14 protein-coding genes are annotated in these 16,635 nt (G+C 41.6%); all 14 read left to right on the forward strand.

Annotated features, from left to right (window positions below; genetic code table 11):
• The first annotated feature begins 316 nt into the window (after positions 1-316).
• The 14 genes from pyrH to rbfA all read left to right on the forward strand — a co-directional run bounded on the left by pyrH (position 317) and on the right by rbfA (position 16,602).
• Entirely contained in the window at positions 317-1,039 is a 723-nt protein-coding gene (gene pyrH / locus FC98_RS00130) for a UMP kinase (RefSeq protein ID WP_040471916.1), read from the forward strand.
• A 2-nt stretch (positions 1,040-1,041) separates the two neighbouring features.
• Entirely contained in the window at positions 1,042-1,605 is a 564-nt protein-coding gene (gene frr / locus FC98_RS00135) for a ribosome recycling factor (RefSeq protein ID WP_008857918.1), read from the forward strand.
• 16 nt (positions 1,606-1,621) lie between these two features.
• Positions 1,622-2,074 (forward strand): hypothetical protein, encoded by a 453-nt coding sequence (locus tag FC98_RS00140; protein ID WP_054655471.1) that lies wholly within the window; start codon positions 1,622-1,624, stop codon positions 2,072-2,074.
• Between the two features lie 72 nt (positions 2,075-2,146).
• Positions 2,147-2,908 (forward strand): isoprenyl transferase, encoded by a 762-nt coding sequence (locus tag FC98_RS00145; RefSeq protein WP_056948962.1) that lies wholly within the window; start codon positions 2,147-2,149, stop codon positions 2,906-2,908.
• 12 nt (positions 2,909-2,920) lie between these two features.
• Complete coding sequence (locus FC98_RS00150; protein ID WP_008857915.1) at positions 2,921-3,709, forward strand: phosphatidate cytidylyltransferase; 789 nt, start codon at positions 2,921-2,923, stop codon at positions 3,707-3,709.
• 21 nt (positions 3,710-3,730) lie between these two features.
• Positions 3,731-5,005: an RIP metalloprotease RseP gene (rseP, locus tag FC98_RS00155; RefSeq protein ID WP_056948964.1), complete on the forward strand. Its 1,275-nt coding sequence runs from the start codon at positions 3,731-3,733 to the stop codon at positions 5,003-5,005.
• Between the two features lie 33 nt (positions 5,006-5,038).
• Positions 5,039-6,748 (forward strand): proline--tRNA ligase, encoded by a 1,710-nt coding sequence (locus tag FC98_RS00160; protein ID WP_056948966.1) that lies wholly within the window; start codon positions 5,039-5,041, stop codon positions 6,746-6,748.
• A 143-nt stretch (positions 6,749-6,891) separates the two neighbouring features.
• Complete coding sequence (locus FC98_RS00165) at positions 6,892-11,208, forward strand: PolC-type DNA polymerase III (RefSeq protein ID WP_056948968.1); 4,317 nt, start codon at positions 6,892-6,894, stop codon at positions 11,206-11,208.
• Between the two features lie 124 nt (positions 11,209-11,332).
• Positions 11,333-11,806, forward strand: a complete 474-nt coding sequence (rimP, locus tag FC98_RS00170) for a ribosome maturation factor RimP (protein ID WP_008857909.1) — start codon at positions 11,333-11,335, stop codon at positions 11,804-11,806.
• Positions 11,807-11,824: 18 nt separating this feature from the next.
• A complete protein-coding gene (gene nusA / locus FC98_RS00175) occupies positions 11,825-12,997 on the forward strand; it encodes a transcription termination factor NusA (protein ID WP_056948970.1) in 1,173 nt (390 codons plus the stop codon).
• An 18-nt stretch (positions 12,998-13,015) separates the two neighbouring features.
• Positions 13,016-13,315 carry an RNase P modulator RnpM gene (gene rnpM, locus FC98_RS00180; protein ID WP_008857907.1) on the forward strand — a complete coding sequence of 100 codons (300 nt, stop codon included), beginning with the start codon at positions 13,016-13,018 and terminating at the stop codon, positions 13,313-13,315.
• Positions 13,305-13,622: a L7Ae/L30e/S12e/Gadd45 family ribosomal protein gene (locus FC98_RS00185; RefSeq protein ID WP_008857906.1), complete on the forward strand. Its 318-nt coding sequence runs from the start codon at positions 13,305-13,307 to the stop codon at positions 13,620-13,622. Before rnpM ends, FC98_RS00185 begins: the two co-directional genes overlap by 11 nt.
• Before the next feature lie 4 nt (positions 13,623-13,626).
• Complete coding sequence (gene infB, locus FC98_RS00190; protein WP_056948972.1) at positions 13,627-16,233, forward strand: translation initiation factor IF-2; 2,607 nt, start codon at positions 13,627-13,629, stop codon at positions 16,231-16,233.
• A 15-nt stretch (positions 16,234-16,248) separates the two neighbouring features.
• The gene (gene rbfA / locus FC98_RS00195; protein ID WP_008857902.1) at positions 16,249-16,602 is read left to right on the forward strand and encodes a 30S ribosome-binding factor RbfA; all 354 of its coding nucleotides are present in this window, start codon (positions 16,249-16,251) and stop codon (positions 16,600-16,602) included.
• Positions 16,603-16,635: the final 33 nt, after the last annotated feature.

Below are 16,635 nucleotides of genomic sequence, written 5' to 3' on the forward strand. Positions count from 1 at the left end.
TAAAAGCTGAGACAGGACATTTCGTTTTGATCCCAGTTTTTTTGTATACTTACAAAGGCCCATGTGTTATTTTGGATTACGAAGCATTTTTTGATTAGGATAGCTGCGCAAAGCAGAAACTTGCACCTAAGCCGTCTTGACCAAAAATCCAAAACCGGGATTTCTGATCAAGACAACTTAGGCTCCAGCTTCTAACCGCTTTGCTCCGCTCACTAGTTTTAAATGCTAAGAATTCTTGAAAATGCCAGTTTTCTTGTTGCTAACTTCCTTAGTATGCTAAAATTGAGTGTAATGATTAACAATGGGAGGCACTTGGATGTCTAAAGTAAAGTACAATCGAATTATTTTAAAATTAAGCGGCGAGGCATTGGCCGGAAAACAAGGATTTGGGATTAACCCGCCCGTTATCAAAAACGTTGCCCAAGAGATTAAGGATATATTTGATCTCGGGGTTCAAATTGGGATTGTTGTTGGTGGCGGAAATATGTGGCGTGGTGAAGCCGGTGCCGAAATGGGCATGGAACGGGCTCAGGCTGATTATATTGGCATGTTGGGGACAACGATGAACGGCCTGGCACTTCAAGATAACTTAGAGTCATTGGGCGTGCCCACCCGCGTTCAAACGTCAATTGAGATGCGTCAGATTGCAGAGCCATACATTCGCCGGAAAGCAATTCGTCATCTTGAAAAGGGCCGGGTTGTTATCTTCGCAGCTGGTACCGGGAATCCATATTTCTCTACTGATACAACGGCTGCATTGAGGGCCGCCGAAATTGGTGCTGACGCAATTTTGATGGCCAAAAATGGGGTTGACGGAATCTATTCTGCTGATCCCCGCACAAACAAGGACGCTGTTAAATTTCAAACTTTGACATATATGGATATTCTTGAAAAGGGACTCAAGGTAATGGATTCTACTGCCAGTTCACTTTCAATGGATAATCATATTCCGCTCGTTGTTTTCAACCTTAATAACCCAGGAAATATTAGAAAAGTCGTTATCGGTGAAAGTATCGGAACGACTGTGAAGGAGAAATAACTATGGCAGATTCACAAGCAGTATTAAGTGAAGCAAAACAAAAGATGAAAAAAGCTCAGGAAGTCTTGGAACGCGAACTCGGAAAAATCCGTGCTGGCCGTGCCAATGCCAGCTTACTTAATGGGGTAATGGTTAATTACTATGGGGCACCAACGCCCCTTAACCAGATTGCATCGATTACGATTCCTGAGGCACGGGTTATTTTGATTACACCTTATGATAAATCTGCTCTTGAAGACATTGAAAAGGGAATTTATGAGGCTGATTTAGGTCTTAGTCCAGCAAACGATGGGACCGCAATTCGGTTAGCAATTCCAGCTTTAACGGAAGAACGCCGTAAAGAGGTTGCTAAACAAGTTAAAGCCACAGGTGAAGATAGCAAAGTTGCGATTAGAAACGTTCGTAGAGAAGCGATGGACACCTTGAAGCGCAGTAATAAGAATGAAGACATTACTGACGATGAACTACATCGCTTTGAAGACCAAGTTCAAAAGTTGACCGATAGCTCTATTAAAAGTGTCGACGGCATCGTTTCTGACAAGGAAGACGAAGTCATTAACGGCTAGAAGGAGAGAGATTACGATGACAGATAAAAATTCAGATAATACAAATAAAGATGACGAAGTTGCAGTCGTTCCTGGAACTGATGAATTTGCGAAGATGCTTTTTAAGCTTAACCAACCAGTAACAGCGGATAATCTTTCCGTACTTGATTACAACGGGGGTCATTTACAACCAGTTCAAGATGACTTATACGCAATGCCGGCATTTGTAACGGATGATTTTAACCTCTTTTTCATTGTTTCTCAATTAGTAGAAGAAGATTGGGTAATTGCTTTTTCCAATGCGACTATCGAAAAGGGGAATGAAATTACTGACCTATCAGAGCCAATGACTACTGGTAAGGGATTAAACATGCTCGGCCAAAAGAGCCCTGAAGATGCTAATAAGCTGCTCAAATATTTCAGCACCCTCGCAGATGCTAATCGTGGTGAGTGGCGAATGGTTGAACGTCCAGATGGTGCAGCAAACTAACAATTAAGTGCATTTTGGGATGAGTTCTTCTCATCCCTTATTTTTGCTTTAAGCTAATTTTAGGAGTGTGCCATGTTTAATAAATCAAATCAAACTAAGCCAACGTTAGATACGAATCGGATTCCAAAACACATTGCAATCATAATGGATGGCAACGGTCGCTGGGCACAAAAGCGGCATTTACCAAGAATTGCCGGTCATCGGCAGGGAATGGAAACTGTCAAAACAATTACCAAAGCTGCCAGTAAGCTAGGTGTTCAAGTATTAACGCTCTATGCATTCTCAACGGAAAATTGGAAGCGGCCCACGGATGAGGTAAGCTTTTTGATGAGTTTACCGGTCAAATTTTTTGATAATTTTGTTCCGGAATTGATTGAAAACAATGTTCAAGTAAAGGTCATGGGAGTGATTGATCAATTACCAACCCAAACGCAACGAGCTGTGCACAGGACAATTGCTGATACCAGCCAGTGTACTGGCATGATATTGAATTTTGCCTTAAACTATGGAAGTCGATTAGATATTCGAATGGCTGTGCAGCAAATTGGGAGTGAGGTTAAATCCGGACAAATTGAACCCGATAAAATTGATGATCAAATGATTACGGATCATTTGATGACAAATTTTCTGGGTAAATTGTCTGACCCAGATCTCTTAATTAGAACAAGTGGGGAAGAACGGGTTTCAAATTTCTTATTGTGGCAAATTGCGTATAGTGAATTAGTGTTTACCGACGTACTTTGGCCGGATTTTAATGAACAGACGTTAACCGATATGATTTTAACGTATCAACATCGGGATCGCCGGTACGGTGGTCTAAAAACGAGTAAATAGGAGCGAATAGTCTTGAGACAACGGGTAATAACAGCAGTAGTTGCACTAATCATTTTTATTCCAATCATCATTCTTGGACACATTTGGATTGATATTGCCGCAATGGCATTAGGAATTGTCGCGGTATCTGAAGTGTTGATAATGAAGAAACGCATTCTGGTTTCTGCCGAGTCAATTATTGCTTATCTCGGTGTCAGCGTGTTAATTTTACCGGATACATGGACGGCAATTCTACCAGGTAAGGTTGAACAAAATTTTGTTTTCTTTTTGTTTGTTCTGATGCTGTTGTTATTGACGGTGTTTAGTAAAAATCTGTTCACTTTTGATGATGCGGGTGTTATTTCATTAGGGATGCTTTATGTCGGAATGGGATTCCATTACTTTATCCTGGCTCGCGGTGTTTCGTTGATTGTGCTGCTTTACGCACTGTTCATTGTTTGGTCAACTGACAGTGGTGCCTACATTTTTGGTAGGTTATTTGGGAAACATAAGTTAGCCCCTAGAATCAGCCCTAATAAAACGTGGGAAGGTTCGGTTTATGGTTCACTTGCTGCAACGGTTATTTGTTCAATTTTTGTTTTTTTCTTCCCAATCGAAGGATACTCATTGTTGCAAATGATCATTATCACGGTTATTCTTTCGATAGCTGGCCAGTTTGGTGATTTGATCGAATCTGCGCTTAAACGATACTATGGTGTCAAGGATTCTGGTAAAATATTACCAGGTCATGGTGGCATTTTAGATCGGTTTGACAGTTTACTTTTCGTACTGCCAATGCTTCACTTAGTTGGCATCATTTAGTTTTTAGGAGGAAAGAGTCACTTGATAAGGACAATTATTGTATTCATTATCGTTTTTGGTATTCTGGTGATCTTTCACGAGTTTGGCCATTTCATAATTGCAAAACGCTCAGGGATCCTTGTCCGAGAATTTTCTGTTGGGATGGGGCCTAAAGTGTTTTATTATCGAAAAAACGGGACGACGTTTACCTTGAGGCTCTTACCGCTTGGTGGGTACGTTCGAATGGCTGGTGAAGCTGACGATGGTGAAGAAGAGTTAAAGCCCGGCACGCCGGTTACCTTACAACTAAACGATCAAAATGTCGTTACTTCAATTAATACCAGTAATAAACACTCACTATTTCAAGGAATTCCCGTTACAATAACTGATACGGATTTAGATACAAAACTATATGTTAAAGGGTACGAGAATGGCGACGAAACTCAGATTAAGTCGTACCCAGTTGATCATGATGCCACAATTATTGAAACTGACGGAACGGAACTGCAGATTGCGCCCCGAGATGTTCAGTTCCAATCAGCGCCGTTACCAAAGCGAATGTTAACGAACGTTGCCGGGGTTTTTAATAACTTTATCTTGGCGATTTTAGTTTACACAATTTTAGGGTTCGTTCAGGGGGGCGTGGCATCAAATAGTAATAAAGTTAATGTGATGCCTAATGATTCAGTGGCTAGGGATGCCGGAATGAAGTCTGGCGACCAGGTTGTCTCAATTGATGGTCATAAAACGAGTAATTGGCAGGATATGGCGATCCAGATTCAAGCCAAACCTGACAAACGAATTTCTGTTATCGTCAATCGGGATGGTCAAAATAAATCACTTTACATGAAACCAAAATCCCAGACAGCTAACGGTAAGAAGACTGGTTTCATCGGTATTACTCAAACGATGGATACCAGTTTCCAGGCTAAGATTTTGTCTGGTTTTACAACAACATGGTCAATGGGTAAAACGTTATTAGGTGCACTTTGGTCAATGGTTAGTGGTCATTTCAGCTTGAACGATCTTGGCGGCCCAGTTGCAATTTTTGCGACAACTTCGCAGGCAACCTCATTGGGAATTGCCGGTGTCTTAAGATTTTTAGCCTTCCTATCACTAAACTTAGCAATCATTAACTTGGTGCCAATTCCAGGGCTTGATGGTGGAAAATTAATCTTAAATATTATTGAAGCCATTAGGCGAAAGCCCGTTTCACAGACAACTGAAACCATTGTGACGTTAATTGGTTTTGCCTTCTTAATGCTGCTGATGATTTTGGTTACATGGAATGATATTGAGCGTTACTTCTTACATTGATTCATAATTAGAATTTAAAGGAGAATTTTTTCAATGAAGCAATCACAGATTTTAGTGCCAACACTTAAAGAAACACCGAGTGGTGCAGAGGCGTTAAGCCATCGTATGCTCGTACGAGCTGGCTATATCCGACAGGTTTCAGCTGGAATGTATGCTTACTTGCCACTCGCTTATCGAGTTTTATCAAAAATTGAGACAATTGTGCGTGAAGAAATGGCTAAGACTTCTGCACATGAAATGCTGATGCCAGACATTTTACCGGCCGATCTCTGGAAGGAGTCGGGCCGATACGATACATACGGACCAGAACTGTTTAAATTTAAAAACCGGCATGATACCGACTTTATTCTTGGGCCAACTCATGAGGAAACCTTTACTGCCCTCATTCGTGATTCAATTAAGTCGTACAAGCAATTACCATTGATCTTGTACCAAATTCAAAATAAGTATCGGGATGAAAACCGTCCCCGATATGGGCTGTTACGAAGTCGCGAGTTCATTATGAAGGATGCCTATTCATTCGCGACCAACGAAGCTGATTTGGATAACGCCTATCAAGCAATGGAGAAAGCTTATCGAAACATCTTTGACAGAATCGGTTTAAAGTATCGCGTCATTATCGGTGATGGTGGAGCAATGGGCGGTTCAGATTCCAAGGAATTTTCCGCGATGGCTGCTGTGGGTGAAGACACGATTGTTTATTCTGATGAAAGTGATTACTTCGCTAATTTGGAAATGGCAACATCGAAGGTGGTCGACGCGCCAGATGATGAAGCCGAAACTGAAATGACAAAGGTTGCCACGCCAAATGCTAAAACAATCAAAGAAGTGGCAGCGCTCTTGGATTTACCCGAAACTAAAACAATTAAGTCGATGTTGTACATTGCCGATGAAAAGCCGGTGATGGTGCTTGTTCGTGGTGATTACGATGTTAATGAAGTGAAGGTTAAAAACTACCTCAAAGCGGATTTCCTTGATTTGGCAACTGATGATCAGGCAAAGAAGTACCTGGGCGCTGACTTTGGTTCACTTGGCCCAGTGGGGGTTAGTGAAGATGTTAAGATTATTGCTGATCAGCGAGTTGCTAACATGAAGAATGCCGTTGTTGGTGCCGATGAGAACGGTTATCACTACGTAAACGCTAATTCTGATCGTGATTTTCGCATTGATGAAGTTGCTGATTTCGTTACAATTAAAGAGGGCGAGTTGTCGCCTGATGGTAAAGGAAAGCTCAAATTTACTCGCGGAATCGAGATTGGCCACATTTTTAAATTAGGAACTAGATACTCAAAGTCTTTAAAAGCGAATGTTCTTGACGAAAATGGTCGATCAGTCCCTGTTATTATGGGCTCGTATGGAATTGGAATCAGCCGGTTATTATCGGCAATTTCAGAGCAAAATGCCGATGAGAATGGGTTGATTTGGCCGGTTGCAGTTGCCCCGTATACGGTTCATGTAATTCCAATAAATGCAAAGAAACAAGTTCAAATGGATCTTGCTAATCAAATTGAATCTGATTTGACGAAAGCTGGATTTGAAGTTTTGGTTGATGATCGAAAAGAGCGGGCAGGCGTTAAGTTTGCTGACTCTGATTTATTGGGAATTCCGTTAAGAATTACCATTGGTAAAAAAGCTGATGAGGGAATTGTTGAAATTAAGATCCGCAAAAATGGCGAAACTGTCGAGAGTAAAGTTGCCGAATTAAGTGAAACGATTAAAATATTATTAAAAAATCTTGATTAACTTTGTTTGGGTGAGTACGAGAGAGTTATAAGAAAATAGTGATCTGTTTACGGATGTCATTGTTGTCAGATCAAATAAAGTGATTGGAACAGTGAGCGTTTTGATTCCAACCACTTTTTGTACTAAATCAAGGAGGATTTGTCGTGAGTTTAGATCGAAATGAATTGTTTGAAAAATTGTTACAACAACTCCAATGGCAAAAGGCGGCTACGATGCCTTATTTTCAAGGTGCCCAAATTGACCGTCTTGAAGTCCACCAGCAGAGTAATCGTTGGCAATTTGACATAACCACGCCAAGAATCTTGCCATTTGAAGTATTCACTGATTTTAATGCTCGTCTCAAGGCTGCCTTTACTGAAATCGCAAGTGTCTCCCTTAATATTTCGGCGACTGATAATAATTTTAATGAACAATTGTTGCGTCAGTATTGGCAATGGGTTGTGGTTAACAGTGGTGTGACATCACCGTTAATTAAGGAATTGTGTGAGGATAAGTCGCCCTCGATTGTCGACTCCAGAATTGAATTTGTAGCTGAAAATGATATTGTGAAGGACTTTATGACCAATACAGCCCTTGGACCAATTGAAGAAATGTATCAACAGGCCGGCTTCCCCAACTTTACAATTCATACGATTGTGGATGAAAGCACTTCCCAGCAAAACATCAAAGCACTCAAACAAAAGAACGAAGCGGCGAATGCTAAATTAGTTAAAAAGGCCAACGAAGCCATTAAAAGCAACGCTGCGAAGCCCAAACGCGCTGGTGGGCCAGCAAAGGGGATCATTGGGCGAAAAATCAAGAGTGATTTACCAGTAACTCAGTTAGAGGAAATTACGGAAGAAGAGCGTTCAATCGTTGTTTCGGGTTATGTTTTTAACAAAGAGATCCGCGAGTTGCGTTCTGGCCGGCAACTTTTGATGCTTAAAATCACCGATTATACGTCTTCAATTCAAGTTAAGAAGTTTTCTAATAAGGGTGAAGAGGCTCTTTTTGAGGGTGTTAATGAGGGCGATTGGGTCAAGGTTCGTGGTAATGTTCAAGAGGACAATTATTCTCATGAATTAACTTTGAATGCATACGATATCAACCCCGTTAAGACAGTCTCTCGTCAGGATAGTGCGCCTGAAGGTGAAAAACGGGTTGAACTCCATTTGCATACATCGATGAGTCAAATGGATGCAACTAACAATATTGCTGACTTTACAAAGCAAGCAAAAAAATGGGGGCATAAAGCCCTGGCGATAACTGACCATGCCGGGGTTCAGGGATTCCCAGATGCCTTTCATGCGGCTGAAAAGAATGATATTAAAATGCTTTATGGGGTCGAAATTAACTTGGTTGATGATGGGGTACCAATTACCTATAACGACAAGCATATTCCCTTACTTGATGCAACTTACGTCATTTTTGATACCGAAACAACTGGATTGTCGGCGATGTACGATCGTGTCATTGAGTTGTCGGCGGTCAAAATGAAGAATAGTAATGTTATCGATCAATTTGAGGAGTTTATTGACCCCGGATTTCATTTGTCTGAGCAAACCACAAACCTAACTTCGATTACCGATGATATGGTTCATGGTTCAAAGTCTGAGGAAGAAGTCTTCAAGCTCTTTAGGGAATTTTGTGGGGATGCTATCGTCGTTGGCCATAACGTTACTTTTGATATGGGCTTTATGAACAAAGGGTATCGTCGTCATGGGATGCATGAGATGGAGAATCCCATTATTGACACGCTGACCCTTGCAAGGTTTCTGTATCCAAACATGCGGGGGTACCGGTTAAACACATTGGCCAAAAAATTTGATGTTAGTTTGGAACATCATCACCGGGCAATTTATGATGCGGAGACAACGGGGCATCTAAACTACCTGTTTCTAAAAGATGCTGAGAAACGGTATGGAATTGCTTACCATGATCAACTTAACGACCATATGACTGACAACGATGCTTATCGGCATGCCCGGCCGTCTCACGCCATTTTACTTGCAAAAACGCAAGTGGGCTTAAAAAATATGTTCAAGATTGTCTCACTATCTAACGTTGAATACTTCCATCGGGTTCCCAGAGTTCCCCGTAGTCAACTTGAGAAGTTCCGGGATGGCATCGTCGTTGGGTCCGCCTGTTCATCTGGTGAGGTTTTTACTGCGATGATGCAAAAAGGAATGGATGAAGCGCGTCAAAAAGCGCAGTTCTACGATTACTTAGAAGTTCAACCGCGGCGGGCGTATGCGCCATTGATTGAGTCCAGATTAATTGCTGACGAAGATAATTTGGAAGAGATTATCACCAATATTGTCAAATTAGGGGATGAATTACAGAAGCCCGTGGTCGCAACCGGAGACGTTCATTACCTGAACCCACAAGATTATATTTATCGTAAGATCTTAATTAATTCACAAGGTGGGGCTAACCCACTAAATCGACAGGAATTACCTGATTTACATTTCTTAACAACGGATGAAATGCTTGGTGATTTTTCATTCTTAGGAGCTGATAAGGCTAAGGAAATTGTTGTTACTAACACAAACAAGATTGCCGACGAAATTGACGACGTTCATCCACTGAAAGATAAGCTATACACGCCACGAATGGCTGGAGCGGAGGATGAAATCAAGACTCGGACCATGGATACGGCTCACGAATGGTACGGTGATCCATTACCTAAGATCGTTTCAGATCGGTTAGATAAAGAATTAAAAAGTATTATTGGAAATGGATTCTCAGTTATTTATTTAATTGCCCAACGATTAGTTGCTAAAAGTAATAAAGATGGGTATTTAGTTGGGTCACGGGGGTCCGTTGGTTCTAGCCTTGTGGCCACTTTAACCGGAATTACGGAAGTTAACCCTCTTCAGCCGCATTACCGTTGTCCTAATTGTCGTCATACGGAGTTCTTCACAAAGGGTGAATATAGTTCGGGCTATGATTTACCCCGAAAGAAATGTCCTGAATGTGGAACTTTGATGATTGGCGATGGTCATAATATTCCGTTTGAAACGTTTCTTGGGTTCACTGGAAACAAAGTTCCTGATATCGATTTAAACTTTTCGGGTGATTATCAGCCAATTGCCCATAACTATACAAAAGTCTTATTTGGCGAGAAAAACGTTTTTCGAGCCGGGACAATTGGAACGGTTGCTGACAAGACGGCCTATGGATATGTAAAGGCCTATGAACGCGATAAGGGAAAAGTTTACCGTCAAGCTGAAGAAGATCGCCTCGCCAAAGGAGCGACTGGGGTTAAACGGACAACTGGGCAACATCCTGCTGGTATTATCGTTGTGCCGGACTACATGGATATTTACGACTTTACGCCGATCCAATACCCAGCTGATGATCAAGATGCTGCCTGGCAAACGACCCATTTTGATTTCCATTCTATTCATGATAATATCTTAAAAATTGATATTCTGGGGCATGATGATCCAACGATGATTCGGATGCTTCAGGATTTATCAGGAATCAATCCAAAAACTATTCCAATGGATGACCCAGGAGTGATGTCGATTTTTTCAAGTCCTAAAATACTTGGGGTCAATGAAGATCAAATTCAATCGAAAACCGGGACGCTCGGGGTACCAGAATTTGGGACCCGATTTGTCCGTGGCATGCTTGAGCAAACGCATCCAAGCAATTATTCTGAGTTGCTTCAAATTTCAGGGTTATCGCATGGAACTGATGTGTGGATGGGTAACGCTGATGAACTGATTAAGAACGGGACAGCTACCATTGCCAACGTGATTGGTTGTCGGGATAACATTATGACCGATCTCATCAACTGGGGGCTAGATTCCGAGCTTTCATTCCAGATTATGGAAAGCGTCCGTCACGGGCGCGGAATTCCTGACGATTGGCAGGCTGAAATGAAGAAAGCTAAGATTCCTGATTGGTATATCCAATCATGCTTAAAGATTAAGTATATGTTCCCACGGGCCCACGCCGCTGCGTATATCTTGATGGCATTACGAATTGCTTACTTTAAGGTTTACTTCCCGATGATTTATTATGCTGCCTATTTCTCTGTCCGAGCTGACGATTTCGATATTGTCTCAATGTGTCGGGGAAAAGAGGCTGTCAAAAATGCCATGAGACAAATTAATGATAAGGGAATGGAAGCCTCCACGAAAGAAAAAAACTTATTGACCGTTTTGGAACTCGCCAATGAGATGCTTGAGCGGGGCTATGATTTCCAGATGGTCGATCTCGCAAAATCCGATGCGAGTGAATGGCTAATTGATGGTAATACGTTAATTGCGCCATTTAATTCGGTTCCTGGGTTGGGTTTGAACGTTGCTAAGCAAATTGTAGCTGCTAGAGAGGATAAGCCATTTCTTTCTAAGGAAGATTTAGCAAAGCGTGGCAAGGTTTCCAAAACTTTGATTGATTTTATGACCGAAAACCATGTGTTAGATGGGCTGCCAGATGAAAATCAATTGAGTTTGTTTGATATGATGTAAGGCTTAGGTAAGTTAAATTTGTAATTTTTTAACCGTATGGTATACTTAATTTACTAAATAACTTGCAAGGAGTGAGCAGAAATGCTCGCTCTTTTTAATGGATAATTTTTAGGAGGCCTTTTTTTTGAGCAATGTTGTTGAAACGGTTAAACAGGTCGTCAAACCAATTTTAGATAAACATTCGTTTTACTTATTCGACGTTGAGTTTGTAAAAGAAAAAGGCGGTTGGTACCTACGCGTTTATATTGATAAAACAGGCGGGGTAACTATTGATGACTGTGTTTTAGTTAGCGATGAATTAAGTGAAAAATTAGACGAGTTAGATCCAGACCCGATCCCCCAAGCGTATTTCTTGGAGGTATCGTCACCAGGCGCTGAACGTCCCCTTCGAAATGAGGCGGAATTAAAGCAGGCAGTCGGTGAGTACATTAACGTCTCGCTATATAAAAATTTAAATGGCAGCAAGTCATTTGAGGGGACTTTAAAGACCCTCAATGATGATAAGCTAGTGATGGAAAATGATAAATGGGGCAAGCACCCAGTTGTCGAAATTCCACGAGATTTAGTTGCCAAAGCACGGCTTGCAATTAAATTCTAATCAAAGGAGACAGTAAGAATGAGTAAAGAACTTTTAGGTGCTCTTTCAGCGCTAGAAGAAGAAAAGGGTATCAAAAAAGAGGTCGTTATCGAGGCCTTGCAGGCTGCTTTAGTTTCCGCATACAAGCGAAACTATGGGCAATCGCAAAACGTCGAAGTTGATTTTGATGAGACTAAGGGAGAAATGCACGTTTATTCGGTTAAGACCGTTGTGGACGACGTGACAAACGACCAACTTCAAGTGACCCTGGATGATGCGCTTCAGATTAACAAAGGATATGAATTAGGCGATGAAATTAAGTTTGAGGTAACCCCAAAGAACTTTGGTCGAATTGCTGCTCAAACTGCCAAGCAAGTGATCATGCAGCGAGTCCGTGAAGCTGAGCGAGAAAATATTTTTGATGAATATTCTAAGTACATGGATGAGCTAGTAACGGGTACGGTTGAGCGTCAAGATACGCGGTTCGTATACGTAAATTTAGGTAAGGTTGAAGCCGTTATGGGAGCCAAAGATCAGATGCCAAATGAAGTGTATCGGCCACAGGATCGAATCAAGGTCTATGTAACGAAGGTCGAGAATGCGACTAAGGGGCCTCAGGTATTCGTCAGTCGAACTGCTTCTGGCATGTTAAAACGTTTATTTGAACAAGAGGTTCCAGAGATTTATGATGGAACTGTAGAAATTGTCTCTATTGCTAGGGAAGCTGGGGATCGAGCCAAAGTTGCTGTTCGTTCAAACAGTAGCGATATTGATCCGGTTGGAACAGCTGTTGGCCCTCGAGGACAACGGGTTCAAACGATTGTTAATGAGCTTCATGGCGAAAACATGGATATTGTTGAGTGGGACGAAGATGATGCTGCGTACATTGCCAACGCCTTAAATCCAGCCGAGGTGGTCGATGTTATTTTTGATCCTGATAACGATCGGGCATGTACCGTCATTGTTCCTGATTATCAATTATCACTGGCAATTGGTAAAAAAGGTCAAAATGCGCGTTTGGCTGCTAAGTTAACTGGCTTTAAGATTGATATTAAGTCAGAAACCGAAGCGAAAGAATTTTTGGCTAACCAAAAGGCAACAACGGAAGGCGATTCAACCGATGAAGTTGATGACCCTAATGATACTGCTGAACCTGAAGAACCAGCTGCGGATCCAGACAATCCGGATACGAATGAACCCAATGAGGATTAATTTTTAGGAGGCGATTGTATGAAAAAGCGAAAAATTCCAATGAGAAAAGATATCGTCACTGGAGAAATGGCTCCTAAAAAGGAATTAGTACGAATTGTTCGTGATTCGGCAGGGAATGTCTCTATTGATGAAACCGGTAAAAAGTCTGGCAGGGGTGCTTATATCTCAATAAATGTGGATATTGCTAAAAAAGCTAAGGCAGAGCATACTTTTGAGAAGGTCTTTTCAACCAAACTGGAAGACAATTTTTACGATGAACTAATCGCTTATGTTGATCATAAACAAGCTCGAAAAGAGTTGTTTGAAAATGGACAATAATCAGGCAATTTTAAATTTCATTGGAATTGCTAGAAGAGCGAGTAAGATAGTATCTGGGCAGGATAAATTACTTTCTGAGATAAGAAGCGGCAAAGTCCACTTTTTGTTTATCGCCTCGGATTCTGGCAAAGCGACTCAAAAAAAATTTACAGATAAGTCTAATTACTACCACGTCCCCGTGAATAACATGTACACTAAAGCAGTGCTTAGTAATGCAATCGGTATGAAAAGAACGATTATCGGAATTTCCGATCGGGGTATGGCAAAAAAATTGGTTGAGCTAACCGATAATAATAAGGGAGAGTGATGATATGGGGAAAAAGCGAATTTACGAATTAGCTAAAGAACTCAATGTCTCCAGTAAGCAAATCGTTGACCGAGCCGATAAAGCCGGCTTTACAATTAAGAATCACATGTCAACGGTTGATGATAATCAAGAAAAACAAATTAGGAAAATGTTTAGCAAGGGTGCAAGTGTTTCAAGCCACCAAGCTAGGCCGCAACCAACTAAATCGCAGCATTCAACTACTCACGTAACAAAGAAACCCGGTGAAAGTCACTCGACTTCAACCAGTAATCATGGCTCATCGAATCATTCAACTGCCCGAAATAATGATTCTCAAAATAGCAATCATAATGCGCATAGCCAACACGTGACGACGCATTCTGATAACCGTGGCGATTCAAGAAATCATAATTCGACTGCCCGTAATGATAACCGTCATACCAATAACGGCGGTCGGGCAACAACGAATTCGACTGGTAGTCGTCATAACCAGAGTCAAAATAACCACAGTAATAATCGAAATGAGACTCACAACAATAGTAATAATCGGAATGAGTCTCATAATAATTCTCGAAATAACAGCAACCGCACCACTAATAATTCGAACACAACTCGATCTAGTCGCCCTGCTACCGCTTCAACTTCAGGGTCAACTAATAATCGAACGAGTGACAATCATAGCAATAATTATTCAAATAATGCTCACCGTAATACGGGAAGTGGCCGCTTTGGCGGTAGTTTGAATCGTAATAATAATCGTGGTGGTTCAAGGAAATTCAACAAAAAGCGCAACAAGAAGCAACGGAAGCAAAAGAATCAGCGGTTGCGTCAAGTTGAACACCATGGGGCTCCTGAACGTAAAGAGCGGCCATTGCCAAAGGTACTTGAATATCAAGACGGAATGAATGCACAAGATCTTGGTAAGATTTTGCACCGTGAACCCGCTGAGATTGTTAAGAAATTATTTATGTTAGGTGTGATGGTTAACCAAAACCAGTCACTTGATAAGGATACAATCGAAATTCTAGCAGCTGATTATGGGATTACGGCTCAAGAAAAAGTCCATCAAGATTTGTCTAACTTAGATAAAATCTTTGAAAAAGAAGAAACCAATACGGATCATCAGGAATCCCGGCCAGCAGTTGTCACGATCATGGGTCACGTTGATCATGGTAAGACAACGTTGCTTGATCATTTACGGCATTCCCACATTACTGCTGGTGAAGCCGGTGGAATTACGCAGGCAATTGGTGCTTATCAAGTTCGCCACGGTGATAATTTAATTACATTCTTGGACACACCTGGACATGCCGCCTTTACTGAAATGCGGGCTCGTGGTGCGAATATTACCGACATTACCGTGTTGGTAGTTGCTGCCGATGATGGTGTCATGCCGCAAACAATTGAAGCGATCAACCATGCTAAAGCGGCAAAGACACCCATCATTGTTGCAATCAATAAGATTGATAAACCAGATGCAAATCCACAACACGTTACTGATCAATTGATGCAGTACGGTTTGATCCCTGAAAGCAATGGTGGTGACACTATTTTTGTTAATATCTCTGCTAAGTTTGGTAAGAATATTGATGAATTGCTGGATATGATTATTCTGGAAGCAGAAATGCTTGAATTGAAAGCAAATCCCGACCAACCTGGTGCTGGTTCCGTTATCGAAGCACGTTTGGATCAAGGCCAAGGACCCGTTGCAACGTTGCTTGTTCAACAGGGAACGTTACGTGTTGGCGATCCAATCGTTGTTGGAAATACGTTTGGTCGGGTTCGAACCATGACAAATGAACGTGGTCGTGATCTGAAGAAAGCCACTCCGGCAATGCCAGTTTCAATCACTGGTTTAAATGATGTGCCAGAGGCTGGTGATCGATTTGTTGTCTTCGCTGATGAAAAAACTGCTCGGTCAGTTGGTGAAGAACGGGCAAAAGAAGCACAGGTCGAAGAACGTCGTCAAACAACCCGAGTAACCTTGGACAGCTTGTTTGATTCCCTTAAAGAAGGGGAAATGAAGGAAGTCGATATTGTTATTAAAGCCGATGTTCAAGGATCGGTTGAAGCCCTCGCCAACAGCCTGCAGAAGATTGAGGTTGAAGGTGTTAAGGTTAACATTATCCACGCTGCCGTTGGTGCAATCAATGAAAGTGATGTTGCCCTTGCAGAAGCAAGTAATGCCATTATTATTGGTTTCAACGTTCGGCCAACGCCGCAAGCTAAATCACAGGCTGAAAGTGACCATGTTGATATTCGACTTCATCAAGTTATCTACAACGCAATCGATGAAGTTGAGTCGGCCATGAAGGGAATGCTTGCACCAACTTATAAAGAACAGGTTACTGGCCAAGTTGAAGTTCGAGATATCTTTAAGGCTTCTAAGGTTGGGACAATTGCTGGTGGAATGGTTGTTGACGGTTACGTTCAAAAGAATAGTAAAGTCCGACTTATTCGGGACGGTGTCGTTGTTTATACTGGTGAATTGAATAGTTTGAAACGCTTTAAAGATGATGTCAATGAGGTTAAGCAAGGCTTTGAACTTGGCTTAACGATCAAAGATTTCAATGATATTAAGGTTGGCGACGTTGTCGAAGCGTATATTATGAAAGAAGTTCCAGTTAAGTAATTTGGAGGTGTTCTCATGGCGCATTATCGCGTTGGCCGATTGGAACAAGAGATCCAAAAAGAAGTTAATGATATCTTGCTCAAACGAGTACGAGACCCACGGGTTGAAGGGGTTACTTTAACTGGGGTTGAGGTGACAGGTGATTTGCAGCAAGCAACCATCTATTACAGCATTCTCTCTGATAAAAAAGAGGATGAAGATCGCACGGCAACCGGGCTTGAAAAGGCCGCTGGGCTAATCCGTGGCGAACTTGGCCACCGGTTGAGCATTTATAAGACTCCGGAAATTAAATTTGAACTAGACACTTCTGTTCAATACGGTGACAAAATCGATCAATTGATTAATAAGTTAAAAAAGCAGGGTGAATAGCCCAAAGTAGGCCAGTGGTGATTAACTACTGGT

The sequence above is a fragment of the Lentilactobacillus kisonensis DSM 19906 = JCM 15041 genome, assembly GCF_001434135.1.
Taxonomy (GTDB): domain Bacteria; phylum Bacillota; class Bacilli; order Lactobacillales; family Lactobacillaceae; genus Lentilactobacillus; species Lentilactobacillus kisonensis.